This is a genomic window from Hymenobacter artigasi (assembly GCF_012275535.1).
GTDB lineage: Bacteria > Bacteroidota > Bacteroidia > Cytophagales > Hymenobacteraceae > Hymenobacter > Hymenobacter artigasi.
Window position 1 is genome coordinate 29303 of the sequence record NZ_JAAVTK010000012.1, and the last position, 14919, is coordinate 44221.

9 protein-coding genes are annotated in these 14919 nt (G+C 60.8%); 2 read left to right on the forward strand and 7 right to left on the reverse strand.

Going from position 1 to position 14919, the window contains the following annotated elements; all coding sequences use genetic code 11:
* Window positions 1-319: 319 nt before the first annotated feature.
* The gene (locus HBN54_RS17350; protein WP_168674496.1) at window positions 320-610 is read left to right on the forward strand and encodes a DUF6252 family protein; all 291 of its coding nucleotides are present in this window, start codon (window positions 320-322) and stop codon (window positions 608-610) included.
* A 384-nt stretch (window positions 611-994) separates the two neighbouring features.
* Here HBN54_RS17350 and HBN54_RS17355 read toward each other — a convergent pair whose 3' ends face one another.
* From HBN54_RS17355 to HBN54_RS17385, 7 genes are all read right to left on the reverse strand, one after another.
* Window positions 995-3505 carry a zinc-dependent metalloprotease gene (locus HBN54_RS17355; protein WP_168674497.1) on the reverse strand — a complete coding sequence of 837 codons (2511 nt, stop codon included), beginning with the start codon at window positions 3503-3505 and terminating at the stop codon, window positions 995-997.
* Window positions 3506-3960: 455 nt separating this feature from the next.
* Window positions 3961-9057 (reverse strand): DNA repair ATPase, encoded by a 5097-nt coding sequence (locus HBN54_RS17360; protein ID WP_168674498.1) that lies wholly within the window; start codon window positions 9055-9057, stop codon window positions 3961-3963.
* Window positions 9044-9433: an endonuclease domain-containing protein gene (locus tag HBN54_RS17365; RefSeq protein ID WP_168674499.1), complete on the reverse strand. Its 390-nt coding sequence runs from the start codon at window positions 9431-9433 to the stop codon at window positions 9044-9046. The genes HBN54_RS17360 and HBN54_RS17365 overlap by 14 nt, the downstream gene beginning before the upstream one ends.
* A gap of 234 nt (window positions 9434-9667) precedes the next feature.
* Window positions 9668-11839, reverse strand: a complete 2172-nt coding sequence (locus tag HBN54_RS17370) for a flotillin family protein (protein ID WP_168674500.1) — start codon at window positions 11837-11839, stop codon at window positions 9668-9670.
* A 184-nt stretch (window positions 11840-12023) separates the two neighbouring features.
* On the reverse strand, window positions 12024-12665 hold the full coding sequence (locus HBN54_RS17375) for a hypothetical protein (RefSeq protein WP_168674501.1): 642 nt from the start codon (window positions 12663-12665) through the stop codon (window positions 12024-12026).
* Between the two features lie 69 nt (window positions 12666-12734).
* The gene (locus HBN54_RS17380; RefSeq protein ID WP_168674502.1) at window positions 12735-13442 is read right to left on the reverse strand and encodes a PspA/IM30 family protein; all 708 of its coding nucleotides are present in this window, start codon (window positions 13440-13442) and stop codon (window positions 12735-12737) included.
* 11 nt (window positions 13443-13453) lie between these two features.
* Complete coding sequence (locus tag HBN54_RS17385) at window positions 13454-13861, reverse strand: YbjN domain-containing protein (protein ID WP_168674503.1); 408 nt, start codon at window positions 13859-13861, stop codon at window positions 13454-13456.
* Window positions 13862-14007: 146 nt separating this feature from the next.
* On the opposite strand from HBN54_RS17385, the gene HBN54_RS17390 reads away from it, so the two are divergent.
* Window positions 14008-14796, forward strand: coding sequence for an XRE family transcriptional regulator (locus HBN54_RS17390; protein ID WP_168674504.1), 789 nt, complete (start codon window positions 14008-14010; stop codon window positions 14794-14796).
* The last annotated feature ends 123 nt before the right edge of the window (window positions 14797-14919 follow it).

Here is a 14919-nt window from a genome sequence, read left to right on the forward strand (position 1 = left end):
GCCCGTGCGTATGCGTACACGGGCGTAATCAGCCTTTAAGTTACTGGTTGGGTGGACACTTTATAATCACCAGCAGCCGAACTAACTTGCGTCTATGTCTCGTCCTTTCGCTCTCTGCTGGCTGCTCTGCCTCGCCGCATGCACAAAAAAAGACCCCGCCCCGCAACTACCGGCCGAAACCACGACCGGGGCGAACATGGTGGGTTGCAGAGTGGACGGGAGAATCTTGATTGCTCGCACTAAGTGGCCGAAGCAAGGGCTCCAGTTTGCTTATGCTTTCCCGAGTGCCACCCAGGTGCAAGGCCTACAATTTTACTTCGTGGATGCGCAAGACGCGGCGTACCCCACCGTGAGCATTGAGGTCCCCGCCACTGTCTTGGAACAGGGGCGTACGTATCCCCTGGGCACGTACCAAGGGGAATCCCAGGCAATATGTTTTCTGGGCAGCGATTACCGCTCCCAGGACCTCAACCCGGGCGAGCTAACCATTACACGCATCGACAGCGCGCAACACATTGTGGCAGGTCGGTTTCAGTTCACGGGCACCCAAAAAGCCAGCGGCCAGCAGGTTCGCGTCACCGAGGGCCGATTCGACTTTCGCTACCAATAAGCCCGTAGTTCAGCAAAATGGTCGGATGCCTTAACGTGCTATTTATTCCGTTTTCTGAGAGGCCCCCTTAAAGCATCAAGTGCCAGATGAATATGATTGACTTCGCTACCGTTGATTTCGCCTTCGAAGCAGCAGCTTCAGCGTTGGTGTTACTGCATGATGGGGTCAATAAACCTTCTGGCAAAAGTTTAGATTTCAAATAATTGCTTAACGTGCCGAGGCTTTCACCAGCGGGGCACCCACTAGGCCGTCGGGCAGCTACTCTCCCCTCACTCCTGAACCTGAGGCGTAGCGAACAGAATCAACCGCAGGAAAACCGACCTTTATCAATACCGGTCTGAATAGCTGCCAAAAAGAAACAGCATCTTCACCAGCTGCCCGGGCTTAGTCCAGGAAATGGAGTCCGAGCATGCCGATGGGGGCGCCGGGCGGCATGGTGGCCGTGGGCGGGGGAATAAACTTGCCCGGTTCAGACCAGAACTGGTCAATCTGGGCGAGGCCGAACAGCAGGTTGGCTTTTTGCGTGGGGGTGGCGTTTTTGGTCTGGCTGCGCATCCACCGCTGCAGGTCGTCGATTTGCAGCAGGGCTTCGCCGCGTACGCTGGCGGCGGCGCGGGGACTGGCGGCCAGCTGCAGCAGGTATTTCAGGGTCAGGTTGTTCACCACGGTTTGCAGGGCGCCGGCGTAGCCGGGGGCCGGGGCGGCCTGCCAGGTGCGGGCCAGCAGCTGCTTCACCACCGGTCCGAAGCCGGGCTGCCGGCCATCGCGGGCCCGGTACTCCATCAGCCGAGCGGCGCGCTCGGCGTTCAGCAGCGCGGCAATGGGCGGGCCGGCGGCGGCTTCGGCGGCGGCCAGTGGGTCGAACGTGGGGCCGGTATAGCCCGCAAAGGTTTCAACGGAGCCGGGATAGCCCGTGGGCCGGGGCGGAATCAGGGCAATCAGCGCCTCGGGCAGCTGCAGCGCGGCCGGGCTGATGGTGGCCAGCAGGGCATCCAGGGCCCGCTGCTGCACGGCCGGGTCCACGAGCTGGGTGGGCACCTGGCCGTCGCCTTTTATAGCCGGGGTGAAATACATGCCGCCCAGCGACTTGGCCACGGCCTCTACCTGGTAGCGGTGCAGCAGGTACACGGGCACCAGCACTTCCTCAAGGGTGGCGAGCGGCGCGCCGGCCCGAATGGCCTTCTCCGAAAAGCCATCGAGCACGTGCCGCCGTAGGGTCATCAGGTTGGTTAGCTGAGCGATGGGGTCGGGGCCATCGTCCCACTGGTTGGCGTTGGGGTGGGCGTAGCCGCCGATGTCGGGGATGAAGCGGTGGCCCTGGCGCAGGGTTTCCTGCATGATGGCACTCAGCGCCGAGGTTTCGTCGGTGCCGGGGGCAAAATCGGAGTAGCCCCACATGATGGCGCGCTTGTCCCAGGCCCCGATGCCGGTGGCGTAGGCATCGGCCACATCCACGCGGCCATCGGGCAGCAGGCGAAAGCGCGGAAATGGGTAGTCCATCACCGAGGCCCGCTCCATGGTGCTGGCCGTGAAGTTGTGGTAGAGGCCCAGCGTGTGGCCTATTTCGTGCGCCGACAGCTGGCGGATGCGCGCCAGGGCCAGCTGCTGCATCTGCTCGGGCACGGGCTGGCCAGTGGTGTAGGGTTGCAGCATGCCTTCGGCGATGAGGTAGTCCTGCCGGTGCCGGTCGGCCCCGAGCGAAACCACGCCCTTGATGATTTCGCCCGTGCGCGGGTCGGTATAAGCATTGCCGTACGAAAACGCGCGCGGCGAGCCCGAGCGGTTTATCCAGTTCACCACGTTGTAGCGAATGTCCATCGGGTCGGCGCCCTCGGGCAGTTCCCGCACCTGAAAGGCGTTGGTGTAGCCGGCGGCCTCAAAGGCCTGGTTCCACCAGGAGCCCCCTTCAATGAGGGCTTTTTTGATGTCGGCCGGCGCGCCGCGGTCCACGTAGTACACAATGGGTTTCACCGGCTCGCTCAGGGCGGCGGTGGGGTCCTTTTTTTGCAGCCGGTGGCGGGCAATGAAGCGCTGGGCCAGCGGCTGGCTCATGGGCACCGAAAAATCGAGGTAGCTGAAGGGGAAGAAACCGGAGCGTGGGTCAAACGGCCGCCGCCGGAACCCGTTGTCGGGCAGCTCCACGAACGCCTGATGCAGCTGCACCGTCACGGCACCCGGGTCGGGGGCCAGACCCGCGCCGCCGTCCTCGCTCCCGCCGGTATTGCCCGAGGTAGTCAGGGTTACCATCGCCTCAAACTCGGTGTTTTTGGGGAAATTACGGGTGTTTTCGAGGTACACCGCCGACCGCGACTCGTCGAGCTTGTAGGTGGCCGCCGGGCGGGCGCCAGCCCCGGGCGTCAGCAGGCTCGCACCCGGCCCCGAGAACCCGCCGCTGCTCAGCCGCTCGCCGATTTTCTGGCTGTCGCGCACCAGAAAAGGCGTTAGGTCGATGAGGACTTTGGTGCCCTCGCTGGCCAGCGGCACAAATCCCCAGATAACCGACTTCGCGAAGGCGTTGTCGACGGCGCGGCGCTCGTCGGCGCTGCCGGTGGTGGCGCGGTAGTCGTAGTTGGGTTCCAGCAGCAGTACCTTGCCGCCCACCCGCACGAACTTGGCAATGGCCGAGATGCTTTGGCCTCGCTCGATGCCATTGCCCACGCCATTGGCCAGCGAGCCGAAATAAAGGAATTCTTCCTCCAGCCGGCTAATTTCCAACAGGATTTTGCCGGTTTTCGCATCGTAGTAGAAGGGGAAGTAGCCGTCGAATTTTTGCAGCCCTTTGGTGATGGCGGTCAGCGAAGTAGCCGGAGCCACCGCGGGCTGCTTGCCGGCCTGGGCCCGGCTCAGTGCCGGGGCCGCCAGCAGGGCCGCCAATAGCAGAGTAGAAAGCTTCATAGGTACGGTGTTGTGCTGAAAATTGATTACCGTAAGGTTACAATGAAATCAACCAACTAACCACGCGCTATGCAGCCCGCCTCCACCGGCTGGGTGACATCGGTTACTTTATCGGGCCTTTCCGGGGCAAGGCTGGGAAGCGGGCCGGCGCAATGCGATGGTGCGTGGCCTACTCGTAGGCGCAGGTATATTTTATGAGCACGTGTTCACCAAACGAATGGCCCAGCGACTGGAGCAGGGGGGGTATGCCGGTTCGCATGAGCCAGGACAGCGGCTGGGAAACACTCGGCCCAAGTTGCAGAGTGTGTTTTGAAGCTAGCATGGTCAGGCAGCATCACTGCGCAGGAAGCTCCCTGGCAGTTGCCCAATCCACGTTACGATTATTCAATTCAACCACCAAGCGCTTGTTATTAAGAATCTCGATAACAGGCGCTTGGCATACAGGCAACGGGTTCTCAACCTTGAACCAAAGCTTCGCGAATGCCACCCAACCCACTGTTGATATTCTCCAGCTGCGTGAGCACGCTTTGCAGCTGCCCGCCACTACTGGTGCGCAGATTGCGGGTGAAAGTGGCCTTGATTTCGTTCCAGCGGGTGGTTTCGGCAGGTTGGAGCCAGCCCAGCAGCTCGCGCAGCTTGAGCAGGTTGGCCTCGGTGCCGCTGGTCAGGGTTTGGGCTTCGTTGTCGTAGTGGGTGGCGAGGAGGGTACGCACTTCTTCGTCGTTCATCACGGGGCGCACCTTTTCGGCCAGCTTGGCCATGTTGCGGTAGGAGCCCTGCAGCTTGAACGGCGGCTCGGTGCGGTACTCGTTGGCCTGGGCCGCCGAGCGGATGTACTCCTCGTTGACGCGGGCCACCACGTCGCGGATGCGCAGCAGCTTTTGCAGCACGGCTACGTACTCGTTGATTTCCTCGGGCGAGTGGTTGGCCTCGAAGGTGAGGCCGGTGCTGTCGCCCGTTTCGGCCAGGTGGATAAGCGGATAAACATCGGCCTGGCTTTTGGCGGCGAGGCGGCTGAGCACGGGGTTGGCCACCAGGGAGTTTTCGAGGTAGCTGAGCAGGAACGTGGCGGCCGTATCGCCGATGATGTCGCCGAGATTGTAGATGTCGGCCCGGTTGGCCAGCATGTCGGGGATGCGGAACTGCTCGCCCGATTCGGTGTAGGGGTTGCCGGCCATTACCACGGCCACTTTGCGCCCGCGGAAGTCGTAGGTGCGGGCGCGGCCTTGGTACACGCCCTCAATCTTGCGCTGAGCATCGCAGAGCGAGATAAATTTCTGCAGGAACTCGGGGTTGCAGTGCTGAATGTCGTCGAGGTAAATCATGACGTTGTCGCCCATCTCGAAGGCCAGGTTCAGCTTCAGCAGCTCCTCACGGGCGCCGGAGTTGGGCGCTTGAGCGGGGTCCACGCTGGTCACGGCGTGGCCGATGGCCGGGCCGTTGATTTTCATAAAAATCAGCCCCAGGCGGTTGGCCACGTACTCCATGAGCGTGGTTTTGCCGTAGCCGGGCGGCGACACCAGCAGCAGCAGGCCCATGAGGTCGGTGCGCTTGTCGGCCCCCGCCGTGCCGATTTGCTTGGCCAGGTTGGCTCCGATGAGCGGCAGATACACTTCGTCAATCAGCTTGTTGCGCACAAAGGAGGAGAGCACGCGCGGCCGGAACTCACTCAGGCGCAACTCTTCGCTGAAACGGGCCAGCAGCTCCTTTTTCAACGTGCCGAAGGCTTCGAACAGCGGCACCACCGTGCGGGTGTAGTGGTGCAGCCGGCGCCGGAACTCCGGGAAATTCAGCTGGTAGCTCCGCTCGTGCAGGCGGGCGTGGGTGCCCTGCAGGCCGGCAAGTGTTTCGCGCACCGGCGTGCGGATAATGCGGGCGGGGTCGAAAGAATTAGTCAGCAGGAGCACCGCAACCTCGTTGACCCCATCCCCCGGCCCCTTCCCCTCTGGGGGAAGGGGAGCCACGGCGGCGCTGTTTTCGCTCAACTTACTTTTTTCGCTTGCGTTTTCAATCGTCAGGCTCCCCTTCTCCCGGAGGGGAAGGGGCCGGGGGATGGGGTGAACAGGCTGCGCCGCCCGCACCCACTGCCGCACCAGCTGAAACTGCGCGGCCGGCTGGTCGGCCAGCGCCGCTACCGAAGCCTCATATTGTGCGGTAGCATTCCGGTCCTTCAACGCCTGCTGAAACTGCCGATACAGGTCGGCGGCTTCACTGGAAATGATGAACGTCTCGCCCCGGGTCAGCTCGTGGAACAGATACTCGCCCGCCTCGGCAACCTCCTGAACGGCGAACAGCCCGGTGCCGGCCGCGAATTCGGCTACGGCCAGCTGCAGCTCGGCCTTCAGCCCATCAAACTCGCGCGAGTCGGGGAACACCTGCAGCAGCGTGCCGATGCCCTGCAGTTGGTGCTGCCAGGCGGATTTCTTCTTGCGGCCGGTGAAGCCGTGCCAGTAGAGCGCGGCGGCGGCGCGCGTATCGGTGGGGTAGCGCAGCAGGTCGGCGGTGCGGCTCAGGCGGACCAGGGCTTCTAGCAGCAGGGCCGCGTCGTAGTCATGCACGCCTTTGAGGTAGCCTTCGGCGTAGCGCGGGGCCATGAACTGCTGCACGTGCGTGGTCAGCTCGGCCAGGGTAAGGTGCGAGAGTTCGGCCAGTGAAAGGACGGCGGGTGCGCCGTCGTGGGCCGGGGTGGGGTGCTGGGCGGCTTCCAGCACCAGCCAGGCCAGGTATTCGGCGCGGTACACGTCGGCGTTTTCCGAGGCGGCCGTTTGGTCCCACACGGCGCGGGCGGCCAGCACAGCAGGGTCGGTTATTTTCTGGAAGAAATTGGTGCCCGTGAGGTGATAGTGCAGGTCGCCGTCGCGTAGCACCACGGTCAGCTCCAGCGGCTGGGTGTTCACGGTGAAGGCGTAGGGGCCAAATTTGAGAGCCTGGCCGCCGTCGGTAAACAGCTCGGCGCGGTCTTTTAGCTGGCGCACGGCCTCTTCCTTCACCGTTTTGAGGCGGCTCTGGATGTCGTCGGCCTTCACCGGGTCGCCGAGGTGGAGGAGGTCCTGCACGGTCTGGCGCACCTTTTCCACCATCAGGTCAGAAACGAAGTAGCCATTTATTTCGGCTACCGTAGCGAAGCGGCCCAGGCGGTTCTGCACCGCTTTCAGGATGCGCTCGGCCGACTGCAGCAAGGCCGAGGCGCGCTGGTTGCGGGCAGCTACCAGACTCACCTTGCGCGACTCGAACGCCTCCGATACTTCCTCGCGCTTGCCCGCCAGCTGGCTTAGGAACTGGTCAAATTCGGGGAATTTGCCTTCTAGCTCTTCCAGCTGCACCAGGAGCTTGGTGCTGTATTCGTCGCACTTGGCCGGCACGTCGCACAGGTCCAGGTAGTTCACCAGCGCCTGGTCGAGCAGCTTTATCTGGGCCGTAAATTCGGCCTGGGCCTCGGTGCCGGCCAGGGCCTGCCGTCGCCGCTTCAGCGCCGCCCGAATCTGGTTAAAGCTGGCGTAAATCGTCGATATGTTGTCGATGATGCGCGTGGTCTGCGTGGGGTCGGCCATGGGCAGGCTGCTCACCACCTCAATCAGCAGCTCCAACTCGCCCGATACGCCATTGACCTGCTTATCCAGCTCGTTGGCCCCGGCCACCTTCTGCACCTGCTCAATGGCCTCGGCAATGGCCTGCACGCGGGCGGCGTAGGGTTGCAGCGCGTCGTCTTTCAACAGAAAGTCCACGGTCTGACCGGCCACGTCCCTGCTGGTTTGCTCCAGGTCGGCGGCGGCTTTTTCCACGGTGGACAGCTCTACGTAGCGCAGCTCTTTCAGCGAAATCACCTCGCCGCGTATGGCACGCAGCTCGGCCAGCAGCTGCACGTACTCGTTGACGTCGGTGGCCGTGGTGCGCCGGATGCGCCCGGTCAGCTCGTCGGCCCGGGCCAGCACGCGCTGGGTTTCCGCGCCTGTGCTTTTGCGAATGCTCAGCACCTTGTCGAATTCCTCCACGGCCGCATTGGCCGCCTGCCGAATGTCGCGTAGCGGCTCGGCCAGGGCCTGGGCGGCCGGTTCGCGCAGCCAGTGGTAGGTATCGGTGAGGGTGCCCGTGAGGCGAATCAAATCGAGGTAGAGGCCGGCGTAGCTGTCGTCCTTGCCCAGCAGCGTCAGCACTTCCTGGGCCTCCGACATGGCCCGCACAATCTCCTTGTTACCTAATTTGTAGAGGTAGGAATCGGAGGTAACCGGCAGCTCAAAATTGGGGGCCACGTAGGGCGTCTGCCAGATTTGCACGGCGTGGTGCTTCTTGGGCTCGTCGTCCTTGCGGAAGTAGCACAGCTCGCCGTTCTCAAACAGTGCGTAGCCGTGGCAGCTGATGGGGTTATCAACCCGCTGGGCGATAATATTATACGAAAGCAGCAGGTAGGCGCCCTGCTCTTTGTGGTAGAAAACGTACAAAAAATCCTCGCCGTTGGGCGACACAATCCGCTTCTCAAACAGCATGTCGCGCAGCCCTTTTTCAAACAGCTTGCCCTCGCCGGTTTGCAGGTAAAACCCGTGCGGAAATATCAGGCCTTGGTTATCGGGCAGCAGCACGCACGCTTCGGCCAGCGCATCGAGGCGCTGGGCAGTTTGCAGCTTGGCGTTGTAGATAAAATAGCGGTAGTCCTGCTCCTGATAGGGCCGGATTTTCAGCAGAATGATATTGCCCACCACGGCATAGTAAATCTCTGAGTCGTCGAGCGTCTGGTCTTTATCCGCTACCGGCTCGAAGTAGATGCCGCGGCCCGTCGCCGTGTTATCCTCAATCTTGATGGTGAGGTCGCCGTGAATGGTTTCCACGAAAACCCTGTCCTCGATGCTGATGTGCGGGTGTTTGCCGGCCCGCTGCATATCGCGCGTTGTGCGTTTCCAGGCAAACTCATGCTGGGGCGGAAACCCGTACTCGTGGTCGCTGCGGTTGTCGATGTACGTGAGTGTCTCGCCCTGCAGCAGCCACTTAAACGTCTTGATATCGTTCGCGCTTTTGCCCACCCGGAACACCATAAACAAATGGCTGCCGAGCACCGCAAATTTTATGAATTGCGTGTTCTTATAATACTTGTAAAGGTTGCGGAATTCCTCGGCGAACTGCGCGTTGGAAATCAGCTCCAGCGGTAGCGGATGAAACTCGTGACTGGCATAGGAATACGCCCCGAAAACGTCCGACAATTCCACCTCGGTTTTCAGGCCGATAAGGACGTTGTAGCCGAACAGGAATTTGCTGCCTATCGGCACCATGTCCCACGGCACGCAATTATGCTCCGTGTTGACGCGGCCAGTACCAATCAGCTTGGTGTCGATGGCCCCGAACACGGTTTTACGCTCGGCGTTGAGCTTGTCGAGGCGGTACTTTAGGTCTGCGCCGCTTTTTTGCAGGCGGTTGCGCAGGATTTCGTAGGTGCCGCCTTCTAGTTTGACCCCGGGCCCGGTGACCCCATCCCCCGGCCCCTTCCCCTCCGGGGGAAGGGGAGCCACGGCGGCGCTATCGAGTGGTTTTTTGGAAGTGGTAGTAGTGTTATCGGAGCTCATAATTGGGGTAGAGCGCGGTTAGATGCTCAGAAATAGTCTCTAACACTTTTGACGTGTTGTGCACGACTTCTTCGTTGGTGAAGCGCAGGACCAGGAAGCCGTCTTCCTGTAGTTCGTGGGTGCGGCCGCCGTCGTATTCGGCCTGGCTCTCGTCGCCGTGGATGCTGCCGTCGACTTCGATGATGAGCCACGCGGCCAGGCACACAAAATCGACAATAAATGAGCCGATGGCGTGCTGGCGGCGAAACGGCGCGCCCAGCTTATTGCCGCGCAGCGCCTGCCAGAGGTGGTTTTCGGCCGGCGTGGGGTTCTTGCGGTTGTGCCGGGCGTAGTCCTTTAGCGAAGTCATCCAGCGCTTGGCATCGGTGGTATACATGCCGAAGAGGTGGGGCGAGTTCACCCCATCCCCCGGCCCCTTCCCCTCTCGGGGAAGGGGAGCCTGACGACTCTTTTTTGGATTTTCGTCGGGGTTCATATTCCTGTTAACTGTGCTTGGCTATAGTGGAGGCAAGTGCTAGTCCGTCCGCGCCTCCATGGCCCCCCTTCCCCCGGAGGATTCCGCGCATCAAGCGGCGAGGGGGCCGGGGGATGGGGTCACCGGGGGATGGCCTTACAGCTGCAACGTCTTCACCGGCTTATCCCCAATGCCCAGCGCCGCCGCCGTGCTTGTGAGCTGCGCAATGGTGCCGCGCGTAGCGTCGTCCCCCGCCTTGTTCATCATTTGCAGCAGCAGGGCCGAGATGCTCAGGTTCTTCATATCGTCGGAGCTCAGCCCGAACTGGTCCACAAACCGGCGCAGGTTGGTTTTGAAGTCCCCGCCGCCATTGCCTTCGTGGCCAAAAAAGGCGTCTTTCACCGTGCCCAGCACTTCGGAATTGTGCACCGCCCGGTCCAGCATCTTGCCCTTGGTGATGGAGCCGATAATCTGGTCGAAGAACATGGTTTCGCCGCCCACAATGTCGATTTTGGCCGACTTGAGGGCCTCAGAAATAACGCCGGCCTGGGCGCTGGCAATGTCTTTCTGAATATTGATTTGGGCCAGCTCCACGGCCTTGTCCTTGTCGAGGCGCAGCTTGAATTCTTCGTGGTCTTTGCCCACCCCGTCGAGCTTTTTCATGGCGTCGGCCTTGGCTTCGATGCCTTTGGCTTCCACGGCGAAGCGCTGCTCGTTCACCGTCACTTCGGCCAGGCCCTTTTTCTGGTCGGCATCAGCTTTGGCTTCGATGACGCTGGCTTCGGCCAGGCCTTTTTCGCGGCTCACTTTTGCTGCCACCACGCCGAGCTTCTCGTCGGCTTCGGCCTGGGCTGTGGCACGCACCTGGATGGACTGCGCTTCGGCGGTGGCCGTGAGCTGTAGCACGTTTGCTTCCGACTCGCCCTCTTTCTGGCGGGCGGCGGCTTTGGCCTGCATTACCTGGGCTTCGGCCAGGCCCACGGCGCTGGCTTTGCTGGCGTCGGCCTCGGCCATGATGCGGATGGCCTGCGAGCGGTGCTCAGCCGATGCCTTCTCCGCCTCGGCATCAATCAGCGACTGCTTGGCGCGGAATTCGGCCCCCTGCTTCTCCATGTCGGCGTTGCCCACGAAGGTGATGGTAGCCTGCTCCGTTTCCTGCTTGGCCCGGGTGATGGCCACCAGCTTATCGCGGTCGGCCAGGGCCTGGGCGCGGGTGTCCTTGATGCGCTCTTCCTCGATAACCGTGGCTTTTTCCACCGTTATCCGCTCGCGGATGATGCCCTGAATGTTCTTGCGCTCCTCTTCCAGTGCCTTTTCCTTTTCAATCTGGGCCAGGGCCACGATGCGCTCCCGCTCGTTCACTTCCAGGGCGCGGGCCTGCTCCACGCGCTCGGTCTCGATGGCGTCGGTGCGCTGCTTGTTGCGCTCGGCTACTATAATTTGGCGGTCGCGGTTCTGCTCCGAAACCTTGATTTCCTCATCGGCCGAGATGCGGGCCTTCTCGCCTTTCTGGCGTTCTTCCTGGCGCACCTTCTCGGTTTCGGAAGCCTCGCGGGCCTTGATGTTGGCAATTTCGCGGTACTGCTTTTCTTGGGTTTCGGCCAGCTGCTTTTCGAGCTGCAGAATGGTTTCCTGCGCCTCCACGTCCTGCTTCTTGATGGTTTTCTGCTGGTCGCGCTGCAGCTGGTTGGCCTGGATTTTTTGCTCCGACGTCAGGGCAATGATTTTCTTGATGCCTTCCGCATCTAGGATATTGTCCTGGTTAAGGGCGTGCAGCGGGGTTTGCTCCAGGTAATCGATGGCGCAGTCGTCGAGCACGTAGCCGTTCAAATCCGTACCGATAATGCGCAGGATTTCCTGCTTGAACTGCTCGCGGGAGTTGTAGAGCTCGATAAAATCGAAGTGCTTGCCCACCGTTTTCAGGGCTTCCGAAAACTTGGCGTCGAACAAGCCTTCCAGCGCCACGGGGTCGGAGGCGCGGTGCGCCCCGATGCTCTGGGCTACGTTCACCACATCCTCGTGGGTCTTGTTCACCCGAATGAAGAAGTTGACTTTCACGTCGGCGCGCATGTTGTCCTTGCACACCAGTCCTTCGGCCCCGGCCCGGGCAATAACGATGGTTTTCAGCTTGATGTCCATCACCTCCATAATGTGGAGGATGGGCACCACGATGATGCCGGAAAACGATACTTTGGCGTCGCCCATGCCCGTGCGCAACAGGGCTTCCCCCTGCACGGCTTTTTTATACATTTTGGCAACAACCGCCAGGAATCCAAGCAGAAACAAGCCGACGATAATCAGGACGGCCCAGGAAAGAGAAGCTAACATGCGAGTAGGGTTGTGGAAATAGGAGTGGTTGTGGTTTTACCCCACCCCCGGCCCCTCCCCTCCGGGGGAGGGGAGCCAGACGTATCGGAGGGGTGTTAATAGTATTCTGACAAAGGAAACAGGGCCTTCTTAGTAAGTCGGCTGGCTCCCCTTCCCCCGGAGGGGAAGGGGCCGGGGGATGGGGTCACGTAGCAAAGGGCTCAATCAGGTAGCAGCGGTTTTGCGGGTCAAAGTCGATGACCAATGCTGTTTCGCCCCTGGCCAACGGTGTGCTGAGGCTGCGCACATTGAGCATGAGCGGCGCGCCATCGGTCTGCACCGCGGCCTGGCCGAGCTTATCGGCCGTGGCGGGCAGCAGCACCGTGCACACTTTGCCCACCACCACCGCGCCGCTGTCGTGGTCTTTTTCGAGGGCCGAAAACAGCTTCACGAACGGCAGCGTCAGGAATTTGGCCACGAAGAGGCTGCCAATGAACAAGGGCAGCAGAAAGGCCAGCCCCAGCAGCAGCGAGGTATTACCGGTGTAGTAGTTAGCCAGAATGCTGCCTGCCCAGAGCGGCAAAAACACGAAGCTGAGGAAAATCATCAGCGGAATGCGGCCCAGGTTGAAGAAGGCTAGGGCACCGTTGAGCCAGCCGGTACCCATGCCTTCGTGAGACCCGTCGCTGTCGAAGTGCAGGTGGCCGTGGTCGCCAATGCTCAGGTCCACGGTCTTCATATCCAGCAGGCCCAGCAGCACCGTGAGCCAGTACAGCAGCACAAATACCAGCAAGCCCGTGGGCACCAGATTGGGCGGCGAAACGGCCGCTTGTAAAAGTTCGGTCATAGGCATTGGTAGGGCAGCTTAAAGGTAGGCGTATTGCGCTGATTCCAACGCCCACCCACCTGGTTTTGACTACTCGCTGTAGCCAAGCTTTGCTTTCAAGGCCTGGAGTTCTTCACTGGCCTTGCCGGCCCCCGTTGCCCCCAGGGCCTGGTCGATTTCCGCATCAATGCTCTTGCCCGCCTGGGCTATTTCACCGTAGGACTCGGCCAGGGCTTCCTGCACGGCAATCTTTTCCTTCATGCGCTCCAGCAAAGCCACGGTGCCCGAGGAGTCGAGCTGCGCCAGCTGCTTGTTGATGGCAATGGTAGCCGTGCTCACCGTCACGCGGGCCTTCAGGGTCCGAAGCTCGTTTTCCCACTGGCCGATGGTCGCCTTCAGCGTGCTCACGTTCTGGTCCATCTGGGCCGCCGATTGCTCGAACGTTGACTGGTCGTGGGCGGTGCGGGCCGCCTGGGCGTCATTTTCGGCCTTCTTCAGCAGGGCTTCGCCGGCGAGGCGGTCGGCTTCGGCTGGTGCCAGGTCGCCCTTATGGGCGCGCTGGAGCAGGAGCACGGCCTTGCTTTCGTAGTCTGTGGCTTTGGTGCGGAAGCTTTCGCCTTCGTTGCGCGCCCGGATGGCCAGGGCTTTCACCTCGGCCAGGCCGTGCAGGCTTTTATCGAGGTCCAGGCGCAGGTCGCGCAGGCCCTGCTCAGTCATTTTAATGGGGTCTTCGAGCTGGTTGACGGCGGCGTGGGCTTCGGACTGGCCTATTTTGAAAAGGCGGTTGAGGATGTTCATGGCGCGGAAGGTTAGGCGGTGAGGGGCTTGGAAAACTGAATCAGCTCATCGGCAAACTCGCTGAGCAGCAAGCCCAGAGAATTAACGCAGGCATCCAGCTCGGCCAGGCTGAGGGAGTCGATTTGCAGCGTATCGCGGAAGATGAGCTTGCGGCCGCTTTCATCAAGGGCGAAGGCCCCGTGGATGATGTCGCGATTCTTTTGGAGCAGGCGCTGGTACACTTCGAGCGAAGGGGCGGGCAGGTCGAGCAGGTATTGCTCCAGTATCAGCAGCGGCTCGCCACAGCCGATAACGAGGTTCTTGATGGCCAGCTCCGGCTTGTCCACCACAAATACGCCTTCCTGTTCGTCGGCGTGGCAGATATCAAAGCCCAGGTCCAGCAGGTAGCCGTGAATGGTAGCAAAGTAAGGGTTGGTCATAGGGAAGGAAAGTCAGGAAAGAACATATGCTCAAAAAAGTAGCGGCAGTTGGTTAAGCTTTGCCTTGTTTGCGGTAGATTTACGATGCAATGATAAGCAAAGTTTTGAATATGCTCAAAGTTTGAGCGAAATAAAATTGTGTTAATATGTCAAACGTTGGAAAGAATATCCGTAAGCTTCGCACGGTTAAAAAGCTGAGCCAAGCCGCTTTTGCCGAATTATTTGGCCTGGCACGGCCCAGCGTTGGCGCTTACGAGGAAGGACGTTCGGAACCAAAAATGGAGACGCTGATTCAGATTGCTCAACATTTTGGCTTGTCGGTCGACTTGCTACTTACAAAAGAGTTGACGGTTAACGAGCTGTATCATTTCGATATTTTCAAGGAGCAGCTTCAGCCGCCGGCCCCTGTTCCCAAGGCCGCATCCCTGGCCGATAACCAGCAACGCGTGACTCCCTTGGTGTACCGCAACCGGGCCCTGGAATACATCGTGCGCCACCACGACCCCGCTTTCATCGACTCGCTGCCCGTGCTGCAGCTACCCCATCAGCTCAGCGGGCCAACGCGGGCCTTCGAAGTATCGGGGGCCGACATGCTGCTGCACCGGCAGGGGCTGCGCCACCAGGATATTGTGCTGTGCAGCCGGGTAGATAAAGCCAGGCCCCGCCTGAAATCAGGCAGCGTATATGTATTCGTAACGCCGGGCAAGGTCCTTATCCGGCGCTTGACAGAATGGCTCGAAATCGACCAATTACTCAAGCTCCGCGCCGACAACCCCGACTACGGCAGCCAGGAACTCGCGATGAGCCAGGCCCTGGAAGTGTGGGAAGTTCGTGGGGTATTCACCACGCATTTGCGCGCCCCCGCCTTGCTGGATGAACGGGTAGCAGAGCTCGAACGAAAAATGGAGGAGTTGCTGGAGCGCGGCTTGAGTTGAGCCAAGCCGCTACTCAATTCCTGAAACCAATGTCATGGTGAGCCAACAGGTTCCTATGAGCGGAATCACGAAAGCACGCTGTGTAGCAGCTGCTTGAGTTGGCAAAGTTTGAGAATCCGTTTG

Bases quoted from the DNA above. Each gene is read 5' to 3' on its own strand.
- HBN54_RS17355 (WP_168674497.1), bottom strand. From the start codon at position 3,505: ATGAAGCTTTCTACTCTGCTATTGGCGGCCCTGCTGGCGGCCCCGGCA.
- HBN54_RS17360 (WP_168674498.1), bottom strand. From the start codon at position 9,057: ATGAGCTCCGATAACACTACTACCACTTCCAAAAAACCACTCGATAGC.
- HBN54_RS17365 (WP_168674499.1), bottom strand. From the start codon at position 9,433: ATGTATACCACCGATGCCAAGCGCTGGATGACTTCGCTAAAGGACTAC.
- HBN54_RS17370 (WP_168674500.1), bottom strand. From the start codon at position 11,839: ATGTTAGCTTCTCTTTCCTGGGCCGTCCTGATTATCGTCGGCTTGTTT.
- HBN54_RS17375 (WP_168674501.1), bottom strand. From the start codon at position 12,665: ATGACCGAACTTTTACAAGCGGCCGTTTCGCCGCCCAATCTGGTGCCC.
- HBN54_RS17380 (WP_168674502.1), bottom strand. From the start codon at position 13,442: ATGAACATCCTCAACCGCCTTTTCAAAATAGGCCAGTCCGAAGCCCAC.
- HBN54_RS17385 (WP_168674503.1), bottom strand. From the start codon at position 13,861: ATGACCAACCCTTACTTTGCTACCATTCACGGCTACCTGCTGGACCTG.
- HBN54_RS17390 (WP_168674504.1), top strand. From the start codon at position 14,008: ATGTCAAACGTTGGAAAGAATATCCGTAAGCTTCGCACGGTTAAAAAG.